We start from the raw sequence: 24,347 nt of genomic DNA, 5'->3' as shown, positions 1-24,347 counted from the left end.
GTGGATCACTATTATTAGGTAGATGAAATTCTAATACCTGATAATAAGAGTGGCCATGATGAAAACTGTCGGTAATGATTTGGTGCGTAATCAGTTACATGCTGATCGTAAGTGGTATTTGATATTAGGCTTTGTGCTTATTGGCTTTGGCCTAATTTTGTTTAGTTCATTACCATTTGCGACCTTTTCTGTGGTTTTTTTATTTGGAATACTCATGATGGTCGGAGGTGTTTTACATCTTGTCGCGGCCATTAGTGTCTTTAAAGGTGCAAGCCGTTGGTTATGGGCACTTTTTGGCGTGCTTTATCTAATGGCAGGTTATTATGCTTTTTCTACTCCCGTAACGACAGCGGTAGTTTTGACGAGCTTATTATCAATAGCACTGATTATTGCTGGAGCTATACGTACAGTAAACGCGATTTTACTTAAACCAATTACTGGGTGGGGTTGGACCTTATTTTCAGGATTATTAACACTCGCTACAGGTATTTTGATCTTGGTTTCTAAAGATTCACCTTTTTGGGTGTTAGGCATGTTCCTTGCCATAGATATCTTATTCCAAGGAATTAATTTTCTAGGTTTGGCTTCTGCGATTAAGCATCTGCCATCTAGTTCAAAAACAGTATCTTAAATAATATTGTTGAATCAAAGAGCACTTTAGGTGCTCTTTTTGTTTTTAGGACGGGCAGACGCATCTGGGGTTGGGTCTGTTAAACTATGTCTTGGTGTTTTAGCGATATGTGTTATGAGTCTTGCAAAATTAATTAATGAACTAAATGCTCAGCAAAAAAAAGCAGCCACGACGTCTGCGCAGAACTGTTTAGTTTTAGCAGGTGCTGGCTGTGGCAAGACTAAGACGATTGTTGCCCGTGCTGCCTATTTAATTGATCAAGGCTTACCAGCAAACCAAATTCAGATTTTAACGTTTACTCGACGTGCTGCGAGTGAAATTGTTGCAAGAGTAGAGCAGCATGTAGGAGCACAGGCAAAGGGTCTAAGAGCTTCAACTTTTCATACTTTTTGTATGTATTTACTGCGCCGTAATCCACAAGCTTTTGGCTTAAATCAATTTAGTATTATTGATCGTGATGATCAGTTGCTGATGTTCCGTTTATTAAGAGGTAAAGACAAAGATAATGTTTTACCTAAAGCGGCAGAGCTGTGTGATCTATATTCCTATGCAAGAAATACTCAAACAAAGCTTTCTGAAGCATTAATCAAACAGCTTCCAGATGCATATGAGCATAAAACTCAAATTGCTGAGTTGATGAAAACTTATGAGCAACGCAAAAGAGAGCGTAATTTTTTAGATTACGACGATATCTTGTCGATTGTGGCTGTTCATTTGCAAAACTCAGAAGCGTTGACCAATTGGGTTGCAGGTTTTTGTCAGGCATTGCTAGTTGATGAAATGCAAGATACAAACCCTTTGCAATGGGCTTTATTGCAGCCCTTAATTGGTAAAGTGAAGTTATTTTGCGTGGGTGATGATGCGCAGTCCATTTATGGCTTTCGTGGCGCAGACTTTGAAAATATTCATTCTTTTAAAGAACGAATACCCGATGCAGAAGTACTTACACTGGCTTTAAATTATCGCTCGACCCAAGAAATCTTAGATTTATCGAACTGGCTGTTGGCACATAGCCCAATCGATTATCAAAAACAGCTACAAGCGCATCGTGGCCAAGGGCAAAAGCCACAGCTACATTTGTTTGGTAATGAGTTTGAAGAAGCAAATTGGATTGCACAAGATTTAATAACGCGCCATCAACAAGGTGCAAACTGGCATGACCATATGGTGTTAGTTCGTTCTGGCTATAGTGCCCGATACCTAGAAGGGGCTTTTATTGCGGCTGAAATACCTTATCGTTTTATTGGTGGGGTAAAGCTTCTTGAGTCGGCCCATGTAAAGGATGTACTGAGCCTGCTACGTATTGTGAGTAACCCTCACGATGATTTAGCTTGGATGCGTTTTTTAACCTTGTGGGATGGGATCGGTGATGTTGGAGCGAGTAAGTTAGCCCAAGAGCTGATGGGAATTGTTGATGTCGAGGAGCGCTGTCAGCGACTTGAACGCCATGGCAAGGTACCTCTACAAGCGATTTTAATTTTAAAACAGCTAGATGTATTACAGCAGCATGTCGAGGCAAGTATTGGCTTGGCTCTCGATGCTTTAGGTGAACAGTTAGAGCAAAATTATAAAACTAAAGATTGGTCGCGTCGTTTAAAAGACTTTGATTTGGTTAAGCAACTTGCACGCAAACATGCGTCGTTAGGTGAATTCCTTGAGGAATATGTGCTTGAGCCGATTTCAGTTTCTGAAATTGAAAAAGCTACTGATCAAGATTTGGTAACTTTAATTACGATTCATTCAGCTAAGGGTGCCGAACAGAAAGTTTGTTATGTACCTCACGTATCGCCAAATCAATATCCTTATGCAAGAGCACAGGGTGATTTTGATGATGTTGAGGAAGAGCGCCGTGTGCTGTATGTCGCCTTAACGCGTGCTGAAAATGAATTAATCTTGACGAAGCAAAATCTTAATACGTGGTCGCAAGACACTTATGATGAGCAAGGTCGTAAAATTGAGAGTTATTTCTTAAATGATCTGCCTGCACACTTGGTTCAAGCAAAAATTCATAGACAAGTACCTCAGCAATTTACTAAAAAACAATGGAACAGATCTCCTGCAGTAAATTTAGGTTTTGGTATCGATCTGGACTAAACTACTGTATAAGACGCTGTGATTACTTAAATGTATATTGGCTCTCCCTTTTATTGCCAATTAAGGTTAGAAAATGAAAATATTAGTTCGTAATTTAGATCGTGCTGTAAGTGAAGCTGAAGTTTTAGAGTTATTCAAGGCATATGGTAAAGTTGATACATGTGTTCTTGTGACTGATAAAGATACAGGTAAATCGAAGGGCTTTGGTTTTGTTGAAATGCCTAATCCCCGTGAAGCGATTAAGGCAATTAAAGGCTTAAATACGCTTAAAGTTAAAGGCTATGGAATTCGAGTTAAAGCAGCCGAAGAATAAGTTTTCCTGATGAAAAGACAATTTTTAGCTCTCTCAATTGTAACGCCGAATGGTACTCGTATTGCTAAAGGTATAAAAACACTTGAAGTACGTTCATGGGTGCCTACACAGTTACCAGTGAAAGATCTATTAATTGTCGAAAACCAGAACTTTCTGGTTAAAGATACTGATGAAGAGGAGGGAGTTGCTGTCGCTTTAGTTGATGTCGACTCAGTTCATACTTGGCGAAATGACGAGGTCAATTTAGCCTGTGCATCTGCTTGGAGTGAAGGGTATTTTGCTTGGGTCTTAAGTAATGTTCGTCCTATAAAACAGCCAGTGAAAATTTTAGCTAAACGTAAAATTTATCAAGTTGAGCTGGATTTACCATAAATAACGTTGATTTTATCAATGGAGTCGTTAAGCTAAGAATAGCTATTGCAATGGCGATTTTAGAACAGGAAAGTTTAGTTATGTCACGTGTTGCTCGTTATCATGCCGATCGTACCAATCAGAAGCTCTATTTTGCACGTCTAGCGTGTCAACAGGCAGAGCAGACCGATCATGTGCAGCAGGTACAAGCTTACCGTGAAGCAGCTGTATTTCATTTACATGGCGCAATGTTAGCGTTCTTACAAGAATTGGTACGTTATTACCGTTTAAATGATTTGCAACCCACCTTAAAATCTATTGAGGAACATATGGCGGCAAAAGGACAGGTTTCCCCTGAAGTGTCCGTTTTGCAGCAATTGGCAAAAGATGGTTTTGTTGCAGAGTTAAAACGAGCTTATCGTATGTGCCAATACGCCCCAGAACCAAAAGAACCGACTCCTGAAGAAGAAACTTCTTCTAACCTTATTATTAAAGTGACACAAGGGCCTCAGTCTTGGTTGCCAGATGTTAAAATCTTGCGTGAATGGCATCGAGAATTAAGTCATTTAATTGATGGTTTTCGTAACGAAATGGTCGAGTTCTAAAATTAAACTGCCTAGATGCTTGAAATTTAGACTAGGTGTGCCTATATAAATAAGACAAGAGATGCAAAGTGCAAGGGTGCTTTGCCACCATGTTGAAACATGGAGGAAGTATATGTCTATACAGCAATTGAAAGAGTTATTTGGAAATCAAGAAGCAGTGTTGGAATTAGTTCAACTCGAAGGTGGTGAACTCGCCTTGCGTAATGCAGGTTCTGAGAATGAACCCTTGGTTAAAATTCAATTTAGCGATGAAGTCAAAGCAATCTTGGGTGAGCAGACCCCAGTTGTTGCTCAGCATATGATTCAGGCTGCATTGTTTGGACTGCTGGAAAAGCAGGTAAACGAGTGGCAGGCTGAGGTATTAGACGAACAGCCTAAATTCTTGAGTTAAAAAAAGCGTACTTTTAAGTACGCTTTTTATATGGGTTAATGAATTGTTGACTGATGGGCAAGCTCGATCTGATTTAATATGTGGTGACTCATATTCTTTGCCATTTCTTCTTTTGCATAGAACACTTCGCCAATATTTTCTTCACGGATAATTGCTGCTTCTTCTTTGCTTTCTGCGCAAATCAATACCTGAATCTGAGGATTTAATTGCTTGGCAATCGCCACAATACGGTGAATATCTAAAATATCCATAGGTGAGATTACCAAGAGTCGTGCATGCATTATATGTGCTTGAATTAAAACACTCGGTTCAGTAGCAACACCACTCACAGCAGCAATATTTGCATTACGCAGTTTTTCTACGATTTCACGATTCTCTTCTGCAATAACGACCTTAATATTCTCATTAATTAGATTTTCAGTGATACGTCTTCCTACACCGCCATATCCCACAATTACGACTTGATCACGTAAATAAGCTTGATCAACTTCATCGGGTAACATTGCCAATGGGTCACCGCTACGTTCAAGCAGTCGGGCTAAGTGAGAACGTTCACGAATCCAGCGTTGTACAGGTTCAATCGCTGAGAAGATGAAAGAGTTAAGCGTAATTGAAAATAAAGCGCCCGCTAGAATTAGATTCTGAGCTTCTAAGCTTAGTAGGCCTAAAGAAACACCCAAGGTCGCTAAAATAAATGAAAACTCACCAATCTGTGCAAGGCTTGCCCCGACTGTTAAAGCTGTATTGATTGGATAGCGGAAGAATAAAACCAATGCCATTGCAGCAAGTGTCTTACCCACCATAATAATCGCGATAACAGCTAAAATATGGAGTGGGCTCTCAACAAGAATGTGGGGATCAAATAGCATGCCCACAGAAACGAAAAATAAAATCGAGAAAATTTCACGTAGTGGGAGAGTCTCTTCCTCAGCACGATGGCTAAAGTCTGATTCTTTAACGACCATACCTGCAAAGAATGCCCCTAAAGCCATTGAAACCCCAAAGATGGCATAAGAACCGTAAGCGATCGAAACAGCAGCAGCGACGACGGTCAGCGTAAATAGCTCTCTTGATCCTAAACGAGCAACAAATTGCATAATAATAGGCACAACGCGTTTGCCTACAATGAGCATAAAGGCAATAAAGCCAATCACCTTTAATAAGGTGATTCCAAGGGTTAACCAGATATTACCGTCTGCACCTGCTGGTGCTTTTCCACCGAGTAAAACAGCTGTAGCCGGAAGAAGTACTAAAACTAGCACCATCACTAAATCTTCGACTAACAGCCAACCCACAGCAATTTTGCCGTTAACTGAGTCTAAAAGACCTCGGTCTCCTAATGCTTTTAATAATACAACTGTACTCGCACACGATAGACTTAAGCCAAAAACGAGTGCAGATCCAAAACTCCATCCCCATAGCATTGAAACGCCAATACCAAGTAAGGTTGCAACAGCGATTTGTAAAATTGCACCAGGCAAGGCAATACGACGAACCAGTAATAAGTCTTTTAATGAAAAGTGCATCCCTACACCAAACATCAAGAACATGACCCCGAGTTCTGCAAGCTGGTTGGCAAGGTGGATATCTGCTTCTATACCGGGTGTATTTGGGCTAATAATAATTCCGGCAATTAAATAGCCGATAAGAGGGGGGAGTCGTAATCGGGCTGCAATATAGCCAAAAATGAGGGCAACGCCGAAACCAACAGCAAGTAAAATAATTAAATCTACGTCATGCGGCACTAAAAACTCCTTTTACGTGAGTTAGGCTAAAAACAAGCATAAAAAATGCCAAGGCGGAATGTAGAGAAAGTTTAACAAAAAGGTGGGTATAAAAAAAATGCAAAAAAAAACGACTTCATAAAGAAGTCGTTTTTTTCGAGGCTAAAATTATTTGATTTTAGCTTCTTTGAAAATCACGTGTTGACGGATTTTTGGATCAAATTTTTTGATTTCCATTTTTTCCGGCATAGTACGTTTGTTTTTAGTCGTGGTATAGAAGTAACCTGTACCAGCTGAAGAAACGAGGCGAATCTTATCACGCATTGCTCAGACTCCTTAGATCTTTTGACCTTGAGCACGAAGGTCTGCAACAACCTTTTCGATACCCAATTTGTCAATAATACGCATACCTTTAGTGGTTAAACGAAGACGTACAAAACGTTTTTCGCTTTCTAACCAGAAACGGTGGTGGTGCAGGTTCGGCTCGAACCGGCGCTTGGTTTTGTTGTTGGCGTGTGAGACGTTGTTACCAACGACTGGACGCTTGCCGGTAACTTGGCAAACCTTAGACATGGTGTAACTCCATTGATTCAGCCAACAGCAAATCTGTGGCCAGTCATACTAAATGTAAACGGATGAATTCATTCAAGGGGCGTTTTATACCAAAAATACGATTAAAAGACAAGCGAAATTGGTAAAAACGAGGCATGATTTAGTATAACAGATCATGCCTTGATCAGTTAGCGCAACAAGGTTTTCGAAATGAAACGATGAATCGGCTTATTGAACGGTGGAAGAATGTATTTAAGGCTATAAAGTTTTGGATTTGACATCACCGAACGCTCATGAGAAAGGCTAAAAAAGCCCTCTGGTCCGTGATATTTACCCATACCTGATGCGCCAATTCCGCCAAACGGTAAATCATCTTGTGCAACATGGGTAATCACCATGTTAATTCCGAAATGCCCTGAATGGGTGTGTTGTGCAATATAGTCAGCACGCGCTTGATCATAATCAAAATAATACATCGCTAGAGGACGTGGACGACTATTAATGAATTCGATGACTTCTTCTATTTGGTCATATTCTAAAATCGGTAGAATAGGCCCGAAGATTTCATTTTGCATAATATCCATTGCGGTCGTCACGCCAGTGACTAAAGTTGGCGCAATTTTACGGACATCATCTAAAATTTCATTTTGCGGATTAATTTCAACAATACGTGCACCTTGATCACGGGCATTTTCAAGATAACCCTGAATGCGGTTGTACTGTTTATCATTAATAATAGAGGTGTAGTCTTGGTTGTTGCGGAAGTGAGGATACATTCCAGCCACAATCAATTTAAAGTTTTCGATGAACTCGGCAGTTTTGCCGCGTGGTAAGAAAATATGATCTGGCGCAACACAAGTTTGTCCTGCATTCCACAATTTACCTACAGCAATACGTTGAGCCACATCTTTCATATCCATTGATGCATGTACTAGGGCAGGAGACTTTCCGCCTAACTCGAGAATTACTGGAACTAGGTTTTGAGCTGCGGCTGCCATCACTGTTTTACCAACAGAAGTTGAGCCTGTGAAAATCATTTTGTCAAAAGGCAAATGACTAAACGCATCTGAAATAACGCCACCACCATTTACCACAGCAACTAATTCTTGTGGGAATGCTTCTGCTAATGCACTTTCAAGGACACGTCCAAAATTTGGAGAGGCACTAGAAATTTTGATCATGGCATGGTTGCCTGCAGCTAGTGCGCAGATTAGAGGTCCAACCGAAAGTAATAATGGGTAATTCCATGGTGTAATAATACCAATCACACCCATAGGCTGATATTGTACCCAACCTTTTGCTGGCTGATGTAATACACTGATATGGCGTTTTGAAGGTTTCATCCACGCAGTCAGATGCTTACTGTAATATTTGATTTGTTCCAAACTAGTGAGTAGCTCACCAATTTTTGTTTCCATAATTGCACGATTGCCATAATCAAGGTTAATTGCTTCGGCAATCTGATCTTGATATTTTACCAAGACTCTTTTAAGACGAGCTAAACGATCAATACGCTCTTTAGCAGTGGGTACCGGATGACGTAAATAAGCGAGCTTTTGTTGTTCAAGCAAGTCATGTAAATGCTTAACATCATAAGGAAGCTGAGTCTCTGGATTTGTTTTTGTTTGACTGTTCATCGGTACTTACCAAATATACTGATATACTTATTTTTTAGAGTAAATACTCTAAATAGTCAAGTCGGTTTATGTGTTTAAGTCTTAACCATGTGAATTATTAAAGGTTATTAAAATGTCTCTACCTAAAGCTCTGAAGACAAAAGACCGGATTTTACAAATCAGTTTGCAGCTTTTTAACGAGCGAGGTGAACGGTCGGTTACAACCAATCATATTGCTGCAGAGTTAGGTATTAGTCCGGGAAACTTGTATTATCATTTTCGGAATAAGCATGAAATCATTAAAGAATTAATGTACCAATATCAGGTTGAGACTTTAGACATGCTTTCTTTACCTGAAGACAGGCCATTAACGACCAATGACAAAATCAGCTATTTTCAAGTGTTAAGCGGTCAACTCTGGAGTTACCGTTTTATTCATCGCGATGTGTATCATTTAGTTGAAAGTAACGAAGACTTTAAAAAGATTTATCCACGGTTTGCTGGACAGGTCATGCAGCAGGGGCAAAAGATTTATCAAGCCTTTGTCGATGCAGGTCTTATGAAAATGACACCGTCTGAAATTGAAGCACTCATTATTAACTTGTGGATTGTATTAACAAACTGGACAAACTTTTTATATATGTCTGGTCACATTAGTGACAATAACCACTTAGAAGAAAAATGGGTTTGGCAGGCATTACGTCAAATGGTTTTCCTTGAAGGCCCTTATCTGATGGGAGAAAGCCGAGCAACTTATGAGCAGTTGCTTGAGTCACTGGGGCCTTCTGATCTATTCGCCAGCTTGTCGTCGTTAAAAGATGAATAGTTGTGCTTGTTTATTTAGGGCGCTAGAATACTCGGCTTATTAAAAAATTGACTCAATTAAGTGATATTAACCAAATGAATATGACCACTGCCAATACAGCCCGTTTACTGATTACTTGTGAAGACAAGCCTGGGATCGTACAGGCTGTATCGAGCTTTTTGTACCACCAAGGTGCAAACATTACCGCGCTTGACCAGTATGCGACGGAAGCTCAGGGCGGACGTTATTTCATGCGTGTTGAATTTGAACTTGACCATTTACAGTCGCGTAAAGATGCATTAATTCAAACATTTGCTGCGAATGTTGCTGAGCGTTATGGCATGCAATGGCGTCTGGCTTTCGTAAACGAAATTAAAAAGGTTGGTATTTTAGTTTCTAAAGTCGACCATGCTTTACTTGAGTTATTGTGGCGTCATGCACGTGGGTCGTTACCTTGTGAAATTACACACGTGATTTCTAACCACGAAGATTTACGTGAATCTGTTGAGAACTTCGGTATTCCATTTACTGTAATTAAAGTAACAAAAGACAATAAAGCTGAAGCTTATGCACAAATTGATGAAATGATGCAAGGCAATGATTTATTGGTTCTTGCTCGCTACATGCAAATTTTAAGCGAAGATTTTGTTGCGAAATGGGAAATGAAAATCATCAATATTCACCATTCTTTCTTGCCAGCTTTCGTGGGTGCTAACCCATACAAGCAAGCTTATGAAAAAGGTGTGAAGTTGATTGGTGCGACAGCTCACTATGTGACGGCTGATCTAGACCAAGGTCCAATTATTGAGCAAGACGTTGAGCGTGTAAGCCATGACTATAATGTTGAGCAACTTCGTGAGCTAGGTGAAGATGTTGAGCGTAATGTATTAGCTCGCGCAGTAAAATGGCATTTAGAAGACCGTATTATTGTTGATGGTAACAAGACAGTTGTTTTTTAAATAACGCTTATTTAAAAAAGCACGCTTCATGCGTGTTTTTTTATATCAAAAAAAATATTGAAATGATATAACGTAACAATATTGAATGAGTTTATGATAAGATTCGATCTCTTCATAGTGAAATTAGCCTAACTATATAAGTTAGATTAAACACTTTGTGAACAAGAGATACGCGTTCATGTAACTATGAGAAAACAAAAGCAAAGACACTCAACTGATACAAATTAGTGATATTGAGCAAATGTTTTTCTCAAAAAATAGTTGCAAATGAAAACACTTCTCATTTATTATTGTGGCACTTTATTGTTCTATCCGATGTTTGAAATCGTTTCTACAAATAGAAATCTGAAATCATCATCCATTAGGTAATTAGATTCTTATGAGTCAATCTTCCGCAGCCTTAAACTCTCCCAATCCGATGAAAAAGAAAGTCATCACGGCACTAATTGCGGTTGCAATTGGTCATATCGGGGTCTTATGGGCGGTCAGCCATATTAAGCCTGCTGAATTAAAGCCAATCGAGAAGAAGCCTTTACAGGTACGTTTCGTAAAAATTCAAGAGCAACCAAAACCACTACCTCCTAAGCCAAAGGAACCGCCTAAAAAGCCGGAACCTAAAAAAGAGGTAAAAGAAGTTAAAGTTGTTGAAAAACCTGTGACACCACCTAAAAAAGTGGAAAAAATTCAACAGGTGAAAAAAGCTGAAACACCAAAAGAAACAGTAAAGACAGAACCTAAAGTTGAAACCAAAGTGGTAACGACAACTGTTACTGAAAAAGTTATCGAAAAACCAAAACCAGTGGTACAAGAAGCGCCTAAAGCTCAACCTGCCCCAGATCCATCACCGAAACGCGTTTCAATTGGTGGTTCGGGTGTACAGTGGAGCCGCTCACCACATTTAACAGTTTCTTCAAAAGATTTACAAGGCGAAGCACGCTCTGTCATGGTACTTATTGAAGCCGATGAAAAAGGCAAAATTATTAATGTACGAGTGACTAGAAGTAGTGGTATTTCAAGTCTAGATGACAAAGTAGTCCGTGCTGTTCGCGGTGCGAAATTTAAACCTTATATGGAAAATGGTGTTGCTTATCCAATTAAAGCAGAGCAACCCTTTGATTTAACCCCTTAAATGAATTTGAGTCCCAACGGCTAACCTTAATCAGGAGTTCAATATGAACTTTTCAATCTATTGGCAACATGCAGATGCAGTGAGTAAGACCCTGTATTTCATCTTATTGGCAATGTCGATTGCTACCTGGACAGTTTTCATCTTACGTTTGATGGGGACTCGCCAGCTAAAACAACAAGCTTATGCTCAACTTTCTCAGGCTATCACTTCGTTAAAAGCAAAGTTACAACCTTTGAGTTTTGAACAGCGTAAAGCGGTTGCAGAGCAGGCATTACTTCGTCAGATTTCTGCTGAAAAGGCCAATGCTGATAAAGGTATTTCTGTTTTAGGAACGATTGCTTCAATTGCACCATTCGTAGGTTTGTTTGGTACTGTTTGGGGTATTTTCCATGCGCTTGTTGCCGTAGGTAAAAGCGGACAAGCAGGTTTGGCTCAAGTGGCTACACCAGTAGGTGAAGCACTTATTATGACAGGTCTTGGTCTTGCAGTTGCGATTCCAGCGGTATTGGCTTATAACATTTGTGTACGTGCAAACCGTGGTCTTGCTCACGACTTACAAGACCAAGCGCACAGCTTGTTAATTGACACGATGTTGCAGCAAGACTCAACTGTAAAGTCTGATGTTAAAACTGCACAGCAAAGTTACGTTGGAGGTCAAGCTTAATGGCTTTTCAATTGGGTGAAGACCACGATAGTGGCATGAATGAGATGAATCTCATTCCGCTAATCGACATTATGTTGGTGTTAATGATCATCTTTTTGGTCACAGCAACAGTTGCCAACCCATCGATTCCATTAACGCTTCCTAAAACAACTGCTGAAATTATTGATCCACCACCAAAAGCTATTACGATTAGTATCAATGCAAATGGTGAAGTGGCTTGGGATACTCAAGTAATTAGCCTAGATGAGCTTCAAAAACGTTTTCAAGAAGCAGGTCAAGGTGATGTTAAACCAACAGTTCAACTTCGTGCTGATAAAGAGTCGAAGTACGATACTGTTGCTCAGGTAATGTCTCGCGCCAGTGAAGCCGGACTGAGCGATATTGCCTTTGTAAGTGAAAACTAAAATTTAGTTTACTCAATAAAAAAGCAACCAAACTGGTTGCTTTTTTATTGTTCTGATTTATTGATCTTTCATCAGATGCTGGAATTTACTATATAGCTTGAGCAGCTTTGGTGGAATCGCAAAGTTGCAATAACCTTGTGAAGGATTCTTTGCATAGTAATTCTGATGGTATTCTTCTGCTGGATAGAATGTCGGAACAGGAGACAGCTCAGTCACAATATCAAGATCGTCATTTTTTAGAGTCTGAATCGTGTGTTCCGCTGCCTGCTTTTGCTCTTCATTATAATAGTAAATAACAGAGCGGTATTGTGTGCCAATATCATTACCTTGGCGATTTAAAGTCGTTGGATCGTGAGTCGCGAAGAATACATCAAGTAATTGGGAGTAAGTTACTTGCTCTTCATCAAAATCAACCAAGATTACCTCAGCGTGCTGGGTATCTCCTTGACATACTTGCTCGTAAGTAGGGTTAGTCGTGTGTCCACCTGCATAACCACTAGTTACTTTTTCTACACCGCGTATTTGTAAAAATACAGCTTCGACGCACCAAAAACAGCCGCCGCCAAATAATGCTTGTTGCATTGTTTTTCCCTCTATTTCCTGCCTATTACAATAGGCTTTATGTATTTAAAATACAAAGTAAAGCATGTATAAAAAAGTAAAGAAAAGTGCATTACTTATTTCATTTAGCTTTAGGTAAACCTTGTCGAACGATTTGAGAGAAGTGTTGACTACTCTGATCTGAAAGCTGTTCAAAATTTTCAGTTCTTGGGTTGATATGCGCAATTTGATACCACTGTTTTAAACTGATATTTTGATTAAGTGCTTTAAGGTCATATAAATAATTAGGTAAGTAACCCGAAGCGATTAGACGATAATCTTTGGGAAGCTGATATGGGTTAATTGCTTGAACCATATCGAAAATTAAGGTTGTACAGTTACTCGTAAGGGTGTTGTACCACTCAGGCTTCTTGCGTAGCTCATCCGATTTCTTAAGATATTCTAAAAATAGCGCTTTTTGCTCGCTTCGCGGCATATTGACTGGAAAATTATAAACTTGCTCTTTACGGATGTTGCTACGCGTATAGACAATATCCTTTTCATCAGAAGCAATTAAGCTAAGTTCATATTTTCTAAAAAAACCGCCAATTGCCGAAAACTCTTCAGTTTTTTCTTTACGAATCTCGATTGAGAAGACTAAAGGTTGCTGATTCTTAAATTCGAAGCTTACCAGTGTATGAGCAATTTGTGGTCCCATCCAGTAAGAAGTAATGATATTTACTCCATTTAACTGGTTGAGGTCAAAACTGCGGGTTTCCCATCGCACATCATAAGTTCCATCAGGATGCCAGTTGAAGTTACGAACATTGTGTAAAGTGATTACATCGCCGTGCTTTTCATAGCTCAGCATATTGGCAACTTCAGGGTTCCAGTCTCGATCTTGACGCGCAGTAATCGAAAAATACCAAACAAGAGAGCAGGCAAACGCTAAAAGATAAATCAGCATATCGGTACGGCGGCTAATAATATGACCTTCAACATATAAGCCAACCATACTCAGTGCAAAAGCAATCCAGATGCCAATGAGTATGCGGCTGCCTAACCAGCCAAAAGGTTGTTGAACCCAAAGCGCTACGCATACCCAAATGCTAGAGAACACAATAAACAGCGTGAATAAACTATGTAAAAGTCCAAAAAGTAGAGCAATAATAAATTCACGTGTTCCGATATTGTGCATAGGCATCCATAAAATTATTTTTTATAAGTAGCAAACTCGAATGAAGTTCCTGATTTTTCATCAACATGCTGTTCACTTGCGGTTTTATGAAACTCACTCGGTATTGTTGGATAATGTGCATCACCTTGTACATCTAAGTCAACATGAGTGAGCTCAAGACGGTCTGCAATCGACAAGGTTTGCTTAAAGATTTCACCACCACCAATAATGAACAAAGCTTGTTTTTCGGTATTCTTTACATCTTCTAAAGCTGCATTTAAGGCATCTTCAATTGAATACGCAACTTTAACGCCATCAAATTGCCAGTTAATGTCACGGGTAATCACCCAGTTCACACGGTTTGGTAGAGCACGGCCCATAGACTCAAGGGTTTTACGACCCATCACGACCACGCCACCTTGTGTGATTTCTTTAAAATGTTTTAAGTCGGCAGAAATATGCCATGGCAACGCATTGCCTTTACCAATACAGTGGTTTTTGTCCATTGCCACAACGTGGACAACTTCTACATTTTGCCATGCCATAATCTTATTCTCTAAACCGTAATCTAATGAAATTTAAGCCATCTTTATACTGCAACTGGTGCTTTAATTGCAGGATGTGACTCGTAACCTACAATCTCGATATCTTCAAATTTGAAATCAAACAAATCAGTTATTTCTGGATTTAGTTTCAATTGGCATAGCGGTAAAGGCTCACGTGTCAATTGAAGTTTAGCTTGTTCAAAATGGTTTACATAAAGATGTGTATCACCACCAGTCCAGACAAAATCACCTACACCTAGACCGCAAACTTGAGCAATCATATGGGTGAGTAGAGCATAACTTGCAATGTTAAAAGGTACACCTAAAAACACATCGGCACTACGTTGATAAAGCTGGCATGACAATTTGTTGTCTTGTACGAAAAATTGGAAGAGCGTATGGCAAGGCGGTAAGGCAACTTGTCCAGCTTCATTTGGGTTCCAACCAGAAATAATTAAACGGCGCGAGTTTGGATTGGTCTTAATTTCGTTAATTAACCATTTAATCTGGTCAAAACCATCTTGATTATAAGTACCGTCAGCATTTTTAGTTGCGCCGAAATTACGCCATTGATGACCATAGACTGGTCCAAGTTCATGCTCTGGACGGCCAAAGCGAGCAGTTTGTTCTGCTGTTGCCCATTCATCCCAAATTGAAACTTTATTGTCTTTTAGGTATTGGACGTTGGTGTCGCCTTTTAAAAACCAAAGTAACTCAATCACAATCGAGCGGAAATGAACTTTTTTTGTGGTGAGTAAAGGAAAACCTTTAGAGAGATCAAAACGCATTTGATGACCAAATACAGAACGGGTTCCTGTGCCTGTACGGTCGCCTTTGTCACCGCCATTATCAAGGATATGTTGTAGTAGGTCTAAATATGCACGCATAACACTCTCGAGTTCGGATTAATTCCATAAAATAGAAGGGGAGATGGTTTCTGGATCAATAAACCGTGGAAGATAATAACATGGTTTAATGACAGGTAGGAAAGCGAGCAATAGTTTGTAATTAAAATCGTTTAGCACGATTTTGATAAATCGAGACAAGGAAAAAGCCAATCAGTACAAAGCCTAAAGCTTGTATGAGATGAATCCATTTATGTTGAACCGGAAGCAAATACATCAAAATAATAATGATCAAAATAGGATAGATTTTGATTAAAACTCCCAAGCTCGATTTGCCTGATGTGTGGTTTGAAAGTTTGGTATTCAAGTAATACCCAATATGTAAACCAAACCCGAAAATAAGGCTGAGTATTGTATAAATAGGAGATAGGGGCTGAACTTGATTAGCAGCATAAACTGCAACACAAACAACAATAATGAAGATAAGTTTGATGTGACGTGGTGCGTTGTACCAATAAGCCAGCATATATTGAGCCTATTTATTAAAAAGTGATTGAGGTGAAAAAATAAAAGCTGCAAGCGCCATAAATGCGATTCCTTGAACGCCCCAGATCAGCAAGTTCGGCATTGTTTTAACAAAAATAAGTGCAAATAAAAGAGCGATAGGGATCCAAGTCAGCAGGCGGTAAAGTAGGCCAGTTGGATTTTTCTGAGCAAAATGTAATTTAAAATAACGGCAGATTAAAAAAATAACCCCCGTACCAGTAAACATTAAAATGGTATCTAAAGGCAGTGGTTGGTATTGATATAATCCAATACAAATCAACAGTGTAATAATTAAAATTACTAATTTTTTAAATGTCGGGACTTGAGTGTTAAACCAGAATTCCAGCATGTCGTATCTTCATTTTTAGGAGAGTAAAAACTGTAGCATAAAAAAGAAAAGAGGAGCCGAAACTCCTCTGATTTATCATATTAACTGTTCTTTTGTGGGCCCCAGTCATAAATTTTCTTTTGGTAGGCATACCACATCATCCAAAGGCCAATTAATAGCATTGGAACGGTGAGGATCTGACCTTTAGTCATCCAGCCAAATAAAATGAAACCTTGGTCGGCATCTGGTTGACGGAAAAATTCCATTACGAAGCGTGCAACACCGTAGCCCATTAAAAATAGTGCAGAAACCGCCATGCGTGGACGTGGTTTTGAACTAAACCACCACAAGATAATAAATAGGATTAAGCCTTCACAAATTGCTTGATAAATTTGTGATGGATGGCGTACCAGTTGTAGTGGATCAGTTGGGAAGATCATACCAAATGGATAATTTGGGTCGGTTACCGCACGACCGTATAACTCTCCACCAATAAAGTTACCAAAGCGCCCAAACATTAAGCCAGTCGGTACACATGGGGCAATAAAGTCGAGGGTTTGGAACCATGTTTTTTGATATTTTTTACACCAAAATAACATCGCAATCATGACGCCTAAGAAGCCGCCATGGAAACTCATACCGCCTGTCCAGACTTGGAATAGCCAAATCGGATTTTCAAGGAATTTATCAAACTCATAGAAAAGGACGTAGCCGACACGACCGCCCAGAACGACACCTAAAGCACCGTAAAACACCAGATCGGAAACCATTTCTGATGTCCAGCCATCACGCTGTTTGGCACGGTAGGAAGCAAGCCCCCAAGCACATAAAAATGCCAATAAATACATGAGTCCATACCAATGGACTTGAAGAGGTCCTAGATGTATTGCGACCGGATCGATATTAGGATAGGTCAGCATTGCTGCTCCTTGATCTTACGTTTTGACAGATTGTAGCGGAATGATGTGAAAAATGTTGTACATTCAATGTGTAAAGATAGGGAATAAGAAAAGATGTGTATTGTGGCTTTAGCATGGTATGTTCTGGATGATATGCCCTTATGTCTTATGTCAAATCGGGATGAGTTCTATCATCGACCAACAGCTTTATTACATCAGTGGCAACACACACCGATTATTGCTGGGCAAGATTTACAGTCGGGTGGGACTTGGATGGGCGTTACACCTCAAGGCCGATGGGCTGTCTTGACCAATTTTCGTGATGGACGAGATCAAAAATCATACGGAACTTCTCGAGGGCACTTAGTTCAGGCTTTTTTAGAGTCTGATTTATTGCCGATTCGATTTGCTCAACAATTAGAACAGCAGCAACAGAACTTTGCTGGCTTTAACCTGTTTATGGGAAATGCTGATCAAGCGGTTTATATGAGTAACCGTGGTGAAGCCCCGCAAGTATTAGCCAATGGTGTTTATGTGGTTTCGAATGGTCTGATGTCTGAACATTGGGAAAAAACCAGACATTTAAGAACACGTTTTACGCAAGAGTTTTTGCCTATGCTTCAGCACCAGACGGAAGAGTTAACTTTGCAACATGCTGCATGGGATATTCTTGAAGATGAACGTAAGGTCACAACGGCATTATTACCCAATACCGGCATTCAGCCAGAAATGGAAGAGTTATTGTCATCGACTTTTATTCAAAGTCCTGTGTATGGCACACGTTGTTCAAATTTTTTAAGGATGACCAATAATGAATGGCTTTGGTTGGAAAAGACCCAACAAGGCGAGCATAGTGGGCAAATTGTTCAGCAGCAGGTTCTCTTAAATCGATGATAATAAAAATGCCGATCAATTGACCGGCATTTTTAATCATCTAAGAATTAACCCGCGATCACACCACCATCTTTACGGGTAATCACAACAGTTGCTGAGCGTGGACGCGCAGTTTTGTTGCTTGGATCTTTTTGGGTTGCTGGCCAGTTACTTTCTGGTGTTGAGTAACTTGCAGAATCTTCACCAGGGTGTTGAACATTAATGAAAATTGCTTTGTAGTCAGGTGTCATCGCAATACCTGTAATCTCACATTGCTTAGGTCCCACCAAGAAACGGCGCAAAGTTGAGTCTGTAACTTTAGCACCGACTAAAGTTTGCTGACCATTTGAGGTAGTTGCAGGAGCACCATCTCCAATCTGGCCTGGTAGCGCAGCAAGCATCATACAGTTAGTGACATCAGTGTATGCGCCATCATCTGTTTGAATCCAAAGTACACCACGTGGGTCAAACCACATACCATCTGGAGATGACAAATCATTGTTGTCTGTTAAACCAGATAGGTTGATGTTTGAAGCCATAGATGCTTCTGCACCAAATAGGTAAATATCCCATTTGAAGGTTTCAGCAGTCGTTTTGTCATCCGTTTCTTTAAAACGGATAATATGACCGTTAACGTTACCCTTTTGAGTGGTTTTTCCATCTTTAAGGTCAGTATAGTTACGCGGGTTCGCAGCATCGGTCGCGTAATCTTTACCACGATTTGAGTTGTTGGTTAAGGTGACATAAACTTCACCGTTCACTGGGTTGACCGTACACCATTCTGGGCGGTCCATTTTTGTAGCACCGACTGCATCGGCAGCTAAACGTGCAAATGTGACAACGTCAGCTTGAGATTTAAATGGGTAGGTCGTGTTGCTTTCATTTAAGCCATTTTTGCCATAGGCAAGTTCAATCCATTGACCTGAACCATCATTATTAAACTTGGCAACATACAATTTACCTGCGTTCATGTATTTGTCGCCAGCCGCATAACCACGATTTACATCTTTGACATCCCACACTGCGGTAGAGACGAATTTATAGATGTACTCACCGCGAGAATCATCGCCCATATAAAATGCTAATGGTTGACCTGCTACGGCACGACAAGCACTATCTTCATGTGCAAAACGTCCCAATGAGGTACGTTTAACCGGATTTAGGCGAACATCAAACGGATCAATCTCGACCATCCAACCGAATGTATTTGGACCGTTACGATAATCTTGGGTAGCTTGTGCAGCTTTTACGTCGGCATTCCAGCGGTCATATAAGTCTTGTGACTCTACTTGACCAATTGCTGTTTCCCAGCCGTAACGCGAACTTGTGCCTAAATAAATTTGTCGCCCTTGTTCATCAACGTTAGGAATGAGCTCACCATTTTTATCTTTTAAGTAAATGATGTTGCCATCTTTATCTTTTTTAGGTGCACCTTTTTCATCTTTCTCATATAGATAAGGTTCATCTTTTTTAACGCCCAACCCGTAACGCTTTAATGCAATTTTTTCTGCATCTGTACGTGCATATTCATCGCTACCTGAACGCTGGAAATAACCAATAAAGTTTTCTTCCGTGGTTAAGTATGTGCCCCAAGGTGTATAACCATTACCGCAGTTATTATGAGTACCGCGAGTTTTACTTGCAGTAGGGGAGAAGCGAGTTGCAAGCAAGCCAGAACCAGCTGCAGCACCTGCAAAATCCATTTCTGTTGATGCTGTAATACGGCGGTTAAAAATAGAACTTTTATCAATTGTTACTTTTTGAGTTGCAGCATCTTTTTTGATGTAAACAATAGAAACGCCATGCGCATTGGTTTCACGAATGACCTCATCTTCAGGGCGGCGTCCATCAACTTTTGTTGGGCCTTTTGGGTGAAGGAAAGTCTGATTAATATATTCATGATTCATGACCAACAAACCTTGCGCTGAAGCACTCTCGTCAAAGCGGTTTGTTGAAGTATTTAAACCAAAATAATGCATACCATCATGACAGTCGCCTGAACGGAACTGGAAGCTTGGGCCAGATGGAATATTATTATCGTCCCAGTCGCCAAAAGCAGGGTTGATTGAATCACCCAAAGCAAAAATGACATTTGCTTCATAGCCTTCAGGTACAGTCACGATGTCGTTATGGTTTTTCGCAACTGCGGTAAAAGTTAATTTTTCTGGTTTTTTATTTGGATCTACAGGTGTGGTTCCACCGTTGTTTGAACCTGAGTCATCATCACTATCATTACAGCCTGTTAAGGTAGAGGCTAAAGTTAGCGCTACAGCACCACTTGCTGCTTTAGTAATTAAACTACGGCGACTGATGTGTTGTTCTAAAATGTCGCGGAAGTGGATATTGTCAGAAGTATTATTGTCCAGTTCTTGGTCTTCATGATATGGCGTCAGCTCTGTCATGGGGAATTCCTAAGTAAATAAAGAGATTGTTCTAAAATTCTTCATGAGCTTAGTTTGTGAATGTGACGAGGCGTTGACGTTTTGATGATAAGTTAATGAAAAGTTCTGTAATTTTTCATTTAATTTTCATAAAAAGTAAAAGTTGAATGTAAAAACATTAAAGCTGGTCTTAGCCAGCTTTAATGTTTAGAGAGCTTATGAAAAATTATTTAGTTGTGACTGAAGGGGCAATTGGGTCTGCTGTAATATAGCCGACGTTAGCACTATAACCATTGTTGTAATTTTGGTTAATTAATGCCTTAACATCCTCAGGTACACTACTACTATCGCCTGGATGTTGGAAGTTGCTCATGATGTAAGTCCAACCATTGATTGAATCTACAGCATGTAAACCTGTTGACTCTGCACCTGCAGGTGTAGAAAGCAGTCGTGTTAACTCTTTGGTATCTACATTGTATGCCCACAAGAAGTTGTTCACGTGGTTACCTGAGTCTTCACCAATGAATAATGTACGTAAAGTTTCAGAGAACTTCAGATTGTCTGGGCTAGCAATTTTGTCTGGGTTCGCTGTATTACCTAAACTATCTTTCGCAGCAAGATCTTCACCCATGAGCAGCATATATGAGTAAAGAGGAACCCACTCACTATTAATTGCGCTGCCTTCATTGTCTGTAAAGCTATTACCTAACTTGTGTGCAAGCACGCCACCAGCAGTAATCTTTTTAGAGAACGCGACATTATGTCCAGCGACATAACCTTTACCGCCAATGACCATTGAATCTTGAATATTAGCTAAAGCAGAGTAAGCAACTTTATCTTTAATATTTACGTTAGTACCTTCCATCTTGGTGAACGCCATACTTGCACCTTTTAGTGCTGCATAACGATGTGTTTCCAAGAAAGCTGCTGCTTTTTCCATACCTGGTTTAAGTTTGACCCAAAGCTGTTTCTTTGCCAAAGTGATTTCAGTATAGCTCGCATCATTTGGATTGGTTGTTAAACTTTCCATGATGTCAGTTGACTTAATCCCACCAGCAACTAAATCCTCAATTTCTTTACTTGTCGCATGGCCAAGTTTGATCCATTGAATGCTAGCAGTTGAGGTTTCAGTTAGCGTATTGATGTATTTAGCAACATATAGTGTCCCTGCAGATAAATCTTTTTCTTTATCTGCAACGAACATGAAGAAACCACCATTGGTGTAGTCATCTCCCATAAGTGCTGTACGGTTGTCTGGCATAACATGGATAAGTTCGTGAGAAATACGACCCAAACAATAGTGCTTTTTAATGCTACCTGTACCATCAAGGTTAACCGTTACTTCTGGCAAATGACCGTAGTTATATGGGTTTGCTTTGGTTTCATCACCAAAGAAGTATTTACCAAGATATTTTGGATCTGTACCGCCAATACCTTGATTGAATGCATCTGGCTCGTATTCTTCACTTGATAAGTGAGTGTTCCAAGGTGATAAGCTAGCACCGCAAGTAATCCATAAACCGTGTACTGGTGCAGTATCAACATTGAAGTATTTTTTAAGTTCTAGGTGACCTGTTTTTTGGTCTTGATCTAAAGTTAAAATTGCGATTGGTGAAGGTAATTGACCGTAAGTATCACCACCTGCTTGGTCTTTAGAGTTGTATTCAAATTGAACGACATGGAACACTGGGTTTGCTACGCCTTCAACTTTCGCACCTTCTAATTGAATTAGAGATGAACCATCTGGACAGTCTGAAAAGAACTGACGCTCTTTACCAGCAACTGACTTATCCATAATTGGATTGCCGTTAACATCAAAATAACCACCCGCAATAATCGTCCCACCACCAAGTTTTGGTACGCTATCACCAGTTTTAAAGAAAGGTTTATAAGCGAGTTGGTATTCAGTACTGGTTGAATTTTCCCAATCAATTTTTAATTTAGAATTCACTACAGTTGTTGCACGATCAGCTGCAGTTGTTGGCGCTGGCATTGCTGTGAATTTTGCATTTTTAAATTTGCTTGGTTGTGGTGTTGGAGTGACTACTGAGCTGTCATCACTATCATTACAACCTGCTAATGTTGCTGCCGTAGCCATCGCTCCTAATGGTAGAAAAGGAATCCCCGAAAACCATTTTAAAATTTCGCGACGCGTTGGTTGAGTAGAAGCAGTTGTCATAAGAAATCCGTAAATTTTGTGGGTATATTTGTTGAGTTGATTCTATGGACTGAAAATGACACTTTTCTTACATTTTTAAGTCACTTTGAAGACAGTTTATTGCTTTGTAGATTAAAAAGTGTTCTACATAAAAAAGCCTGAACTTGTAGGTTCAGGCTTTTCCTTAGAAACTATTTTATTCAGCAGAATGGGCTTTTCTTTTCTCAAGAATTTTACCAAAGAGTAGGCCAAGTTCGAAAAGCAACCACATTGGGATGGCTAACATCACCATTGAAATTGCATCTGGTGGGGTAATAAACATCGCTACAAAAAAGCATCCAACAATGATAAAACGTCGCTTTTCAGCAAGGCTTTTTGTATTTACCACACCGATTAAAATAAGGAGGAGTGTCGCGATTGGAATTTCAAAAGTCAGTCCAAATACTAAAAATAACTTTAAGCAGAAGCTTAGGTAGCTATTAATATCCGTCATCGGTGCAACAGTTTCAGGCGATACACTAATAAAGAAATGTAAAATTGCTGGAAGAGTAATGTAATATGCAAAAGCAACACCCGCATAAAACAAGACAATACTACCGATGAGTAATGGTAGTGCTAAATGACGTTCTTTTTGATAGAGTGCTGGACGAACAAATGACCAGATTTCATAAAGAATAAATGGCATTGCCAGCACAAGTGCGACAAATAAATTGAGTTTAAAAGGTGCCATGAATGTTGCAGTGACATCGGTTGCAATCATTGACGAGGAGGTCGGAAGTTGCAGCCTCAAAGGTTCAGATAGTAATTGGTAAGTATTATTTCTAAAAGGTAATAAGCAAAAAAATAAAAATAAGGTTACTCCGACAATCCTAAATAAATGACGTCGTAAAACGACCAAATGGCTCATGATTGGCATTTGGTCTAAATTTTCCTGATTATTTACAGTGGTTGAAGGCAGTTGGTTCATACGGCAATCTTCAATTTAACAGGTGATGTCTCTGAAATATCAGTTGATGATGCTAAAGGCATAAATTTTCTAATGTATGGGACTTTATAATGGCCTGATATAGGAAGACATATCCGAATAGGTTGGGGCACTGATTTGGTTGCCTCAGCCTTATCTATATTTTCAGAAATATTCTGCTTTTGAATTTCTTCAAGCTGTTGTTGTACTTTACGTTCTAGTGCTTCAATGCGGTTGAGTTCTTCTTGCATTTCTTTTCGAAACTCAGAAAGACGCAACTCTTGATCAATCTCATTTTGCAAATTGGTAATATAACGTTTTAGACGAACATACCAACGACCAGCAAAGCGTGCAGCTTCTGGAAGTTTATCCGGACCTAAAACTAAAATTGCAATAATTGCAAAACAGAGTAGCTCTGTCATTCCTACATCAAGCATGGTCGAAAACCTTTAGCTTTTTACTGATGTGCTGTCAGGTGTTTTGACTTGGGCATCAATGGTACGTGGAGTATTAAGAGCAGTAGTCTCATCATCTTCACGAACTGATTTTTTAAAGTCTTTTACTGCACCGCCTACGTCTTTACCGATATTTTTTAATTTTGACGTACCGAATAATAAAATAACGACAATTGCAAAAATAACGACATGCCAAATAGATAAACCGGCCATGATCTTATACCTCTTTTCAGTTTGCTTTATATCAACAGGTTGCCATGACAGGAATGTGACATTTATATGTCATTTTTAAGACAATGAATGACTGTCAAAACCTAAAAAGTTCATTTTATAAACTGAATATCTTCTTTTTTTATTTATACATAGTTTGAAAAGAGTCACTTAAATTACTTGAAATG

27 protein-coding genes and 1 pseudogene are annotated in these 24,347 nt (G+C 39.6%); 12 read left to right on the top strand and 16 right to left on the bottom strand.

The genetic code is table 11. From position 1 onward, the window contains the following. Positions 1 to 49: 49 nt before the first annotated feature. The 6 genes from ACYU0V_RS16150 (at position 50) to ACYU0V_RS16125 (ending at position 4,385) form a co-directional block, all read left to right on the top strand. On the top strand, positions 50 to 631 hold the full coding sequence (locus tag ACYU0V_RS16150) for an HdeD family acid-resistance protein (RefSeq protein ID WP_014208303.1): 582 nt from the start codon (positions 50 to 52) through the stop codon (positions 629 to 631). 114 nt (positions 632 to 745) lie between these two features. Continuing rightward, positions 746 to 2,725 (top strand): ATP-dependent helicase, encoded by a 1,980-nt coding sequence (locus ACYU0V_RS16145; RefSeq protein WP_461848232.1) that lies wholly within the window; start codon positions 746 to 748, stop codon positions 2,723 to 2,725. A gap of 73 nt (positions 2,726 to 2,798) precedes the next feature. Then, a complete protein-coding gene (locus tag ACYU0V_RS16140) occupies positions 2,799 to 3,038 on the top strand; it encodes an RNA recognition motif domain-containing protein (protein WP_002115113.1) in 240 nt (79 codons plus the stop codon). 9 nt (positions 3,039 to 3,047) lie between these two features. Further along, entirely contained in the window at positions 3,048 to 3,410 is a 363-nt protein-coding gene (locus tag ACYU0V_RS16135; RefSeq protein ID WP_002115036.1) for an ASCH domain-containing protein, read from the top strand. Positions 3,411 to 3,490: 80 nt separating this feature from the next. Continuing rightward, positions 3,491 to 3,994: a DUF6586 family protein gene (locus tag ACYU0V_RS16130; RefSeq protein WP_005066079.1), complete on the top strand. Its 504-nt coding sequence runs from the start codon at positions 3,491 to 3,493 to the stop codon at positions 3,992 to 3,994. Between the two features lie 112 nt (positions 3,995 to 4,106). Then, complete coding sequence (locus ACYU0V_RS16125; protein WP_002114792.1) at positions 4,107 to 4,385, top strand: hypothetical protein; 279 nt, start codon at positions 4,107 to 4,109, stop codon at positions 4,383 to 4,385. A 35-nt stretch (positions 4,386 to 4,420) separates the two neighbouring features. Here ACYU0V_RS16125 and ACYU0V_RS16120 read toward each other — a convergent pair whose 3' ends face one another. The 4 genes from ACYU0V_RS16120 to ACYU0V_RS16105 all read right to left on the bottom strand — a co-directional run bounded on the left by ACYU0V_RS16120 (position 4,421) and on the right by ACYU0V_RS16105 (position 8,298). After that, positions 4,421 to 6,130 carry a cation:proton antiporter gene (locus ACYU0V_RS16120; RefSeq protein ID WP_069120404.1) on the bottom strand — a complete coding sequence of 570 codons (1,710 nt, stop codon included), beginning with the start codon at positions 6,128 to 6,130 and terminating at the stop codon, positions 4,421 to 4,423. A gap of 147 nt (positions 6,131 to 6,277) precedes the next feature. Beyond that, positions 6,278 to 6,433: a 50S ribosomal protein L33 gene (gene rpmG, locus ACYU0V_RS16115; protein WP_001205031.1), complete on the bottom strand. Its 156-nt coding sequence runs from the start codon at positions 6,431 to 6,433 to the stop codon at positions 6,278 to 6,280. 12 nt (positions 6,434 to 6,445) lie between these two features. Next, positions 6,446 to 6,682, bottom strand: coding sequence for a 50S ribosomal protein L28 (gene rpmB / locus ACYU0V_RS16110; protein ID WP_000048256.1), 237 nt, complete (start codon positions 6,680 to 6,682; stop codon positions 6,446 to 6,448). 167 nt (positions 6,683 to 6,849) lie between these two features. Then, a complete protein-coding gene (locus ACYU0V_RS16105) occupies positions 6,850 to 8,298 on the bottom strand; it encodes a coniferyl aldehyde dehydrogenase (RefSeq protein ID WP_086265052.1) in 1,449 nt (482 codons plus the stop codon). Positions 8,299 to 8,410: 112 nt separating this feature from the next. Between ACYU0V_RS16105 and ACYU0V_RS16100 the strand changes: the two genes are divergently transcribed. From ACYU0V_RS16100 to ACYU0V_RS16080, 5 genes are all read left to right on the top strand, one after another. After that, a complete protein-coding gene (locus ACYU0V_RS16100) occupies positions 8,411 to 9,103 on the top strand; it encodes a TetR/AcrR family transcriptional regulator (protein ID WP_086265051.1) in 693 nt (230 codons plus the stop codon). 74 nt (positions 9,104 to 9,177) lie between these two features. Then, positions 9,178 to 10,041 carry a formyltetrahydrofolate deformylase gene (purU, locus tag ACYU0V_RS16095; RefSeq protein ID WP_005066088.1) on the top strand — a complete coding sequence of 288 codons (864 nt, stop codon included), beginning with the start codon at positions 9,178 to 9,180 and terminating at the stop codon, positions 10,039 to 10,041. 379 nt (positions 10,042 to 10,420) lie between these two features. Then, positions 10,421 to 11,170, top strand: a complete 750-nt coding sequence (locus ACYU0V_RS16090; protein ID WP_461848225.1) for an energy transducer TonB — start codon at positions 10,421 to 10,423, stop codon at positions 11,168 to 11,170. A 43-nt stretch (positions 11,171 to 11,213) separates the two neighbouring features. After that, positions 11,214 to 11,834 (top strand): MotA/TolQ/ExbB proton channel family protein, encoded by a 621-nt coding sequence (locus tag ACYU0V_RS16085; protein ID WP_001011664.1) that lies wholly within the window; start codon positions 11,214 to 11,216, stop codon positions 11,832 to 11,834. Continuing rightward, positions 11,834 to 12,238, top strand: a complete 405-nt coding sequence (locus ACYU0V_RS16080; protein ID WP_000885432.1) for an ExbD/TolR family protein — start codon at positions 11,834 to 11,836, stop codon at positions 12,236 to 12,238. Before ACYU0V_RS16085 ends, ACYU0V_RS16080 begins: the two co-directional genes overlap by 1 nt. 57 nt (positions 12,239 to 12,295) lie before the next feature. Here ACYU0V_RS16080 and msrA read toward each other — a convergent pair whose 3' ends face one another. The 7 genes and pseudogenes from msrA to lgt all read right to left on the bottom strand — a co-directional run bounded on the left by msrA (position 12,296) and on the right by lgt (position 17,139). After that, positions 12,296 to 12,820 (bottom strand): peptide-methionine (S)-S-oxide reductase MsrA, encoded by a 525-nt coding sequence (gene msrA / locus ACYU0V_RS16075; protein ID WP_004794799.1) that lies wholly within the window; start codon positions 12,818 to 12,820, stop codon positions 12,296 to 12,298. 100 nt (positions 12,821 to 12,920) lie between these two features. Beyond that, positions 12,921 to 13,976 carry an Lnb N-terminal periplasmic domain-containing protein gene (locus tag ACYU0V_RS16070; protein WP_461848222.1) on the bottom strand — a complete coding sequence of 352 codons (1,056 nt, stop codon included), beginning with the start codon at positions 13,974 to 13,976 and terminating at the stop codon, positions 12,921 to 12,923. Positions 13,977 to 13,990: 14 nt separating this feature from the next. After that, complete coding sequence (locus ACYU0V_RS16065) at positions 13,991 to 14,500, bottom strand: dihydrofolate reductase (RefSeq protein ID WP_002114723.1); 510 nt, start codon at positions 14,498 to 14,500, stop codon at positions 13,991 to 13,993. A 44-nt stretch (positions 14,501 to 14,544) separates the two neighbouring features. Next, positions 14,545 to 15,387: a thymidylate synthase gene (gene thyA / locus ACYU0V_RS16060; protein ID WP_017398793.1), complete on the bottom strand. Its 843-nt coding sequence runs from the start codon at positions 15,385 to 15,387 to the stop codon at positions 14,545 to 14,547. Between the two features lie 18 nt (positions 15,388 to 15,405). After that, positions 15,406 to 15,871 (bottom strand): annotated as a pseudogene (locus ACYU0V_RS16055) (hypothetical protein). A 9-nt stretch (positions 15,872 to 15,880) separates the two neighbouring features. Continuing rightward, on the bottom strand, positions 15,881 to 16,240 hold the full coding sequence (locus ACYU0V_RS16050) for a hypothetical protein (RefSeq protein WP_002115133.1): 360 nt from the start codon (positions 16,238 to 16,240) through the stop codon (positions 15,881 to 15,883). Positions 16,241 to 16,320: 80 nt separating this feature from the next. Continuing rightward, positions 16,321 to 17,139, bottom strand: coding sequence for a prolipoprotein diacylglyceryl transferase (lgt, locus tag ACYU0V_RS16045; RefSeq protein WP_031947295.1), 819 nt, complete (start codon positions 17,137 to 17,139; stop codon positions 16,321 to 16,323). 93 nt (positions 17,140 to 17,232) lie between these two features. Here lgt and ACYU0V_RS16040 point away from each other — a divergent pair, with 93 nt between their 5' ends. Beyond that, the gene (locus tag ACYU0V_RS16040) at positions 17,233 to 18,012 is read left to right on the top strand and encodes an NRDE family protein (RefSeq protein ID WP_461848221.1); all 780 of its coding nucleotides are present in this window, start codon (positions 17,233 to 17,235) and stop codon (positions 18,010 to 18,012) included. Positions 18,013 to 18,059: 47 nt separating this feature from the next. Here ACYU0V_RS16040 and ACYU0V_RS16035 read toward each other — a convergent pair whose 3' ends face one another. The 5 genes from ACYU0V_RS16035 to ACYU0V_RS16015 form a co-directional block, all read right to left on the bottom strand. Continuing rightward, positions 18,060 to 20,393 (bottom strand): PhoX family protein, encoded by a 2,334-nt coding sequence (locus ACYU0V_RS16035; RefSeq protein ID WP_461848219.1) that lies wholly within the window; start codon positions 20,391 to 20,393, stop codon positions 18,060 to 18,062. Between the two features lie 205 nt (positions 20,394 to 20,598). Then, entirely contained in the window at positions 20,599 to 22,551 is a 1,953-nt protein-coding gene (locus ACYU0V_RS16030; RefSeq protein ID WP_017398797.1) for a PhoX family protein, read from the bottom strand. A 175-nt stretch (positions 22,552 to 22,726) separates the two neighbouring features. Next, entirely contained in the window at positions 22,727 to 23,497 is a 771-nt protein-coding gene (tatC, locus tag ACYU0V_RS16025) for a twin-arginine translocase subunit TatC (RefSeq protein ID WP_017398798.1), read from the bottom strand. Beyond that, the gene (tatB, locus tag ACYU0V_RS16020; RefSeq protein ID WP_002114889.1) at positions 23,494 to 23,931 is read right to left on the bottom strand and encodes a Sec-independent protein translocase protein TatB; all 438 of its coding nucleotides are present in this window, start codon (positions 23,929 to 23,931) and stop codon (positions 23,494 to 23,496) included. Before tatB ends, tatC begins: the two co-directional genes overlap by 4 nt. A 12-nt stretch (positions 23,932 to 23,943) precedes the next feature. Then, the gene (locus ACYU0V_RS16015; protein WP_014208317.1) at positions 23,944 to 24,162 is read right to left on the bottom strand and encodes a Sec-independent protein translocase subunit TatA; all 219 of its coding nucleotides are present in this window, start codon (positions 24,160 to 24,162) and stop codon (positions 23,944 to 23,946) included. Positions 24,163 to 24,347: the final 185 nt, after the last annotated feature.

Source organism: Acinetobacter sp. X9 (assembly GCF_054889255.1).
The sequence above is the reverse complement of the archived record's forward strand: the minus strand, read 5'-3'. Positions and strand labels throughout refer to the sequence as shown.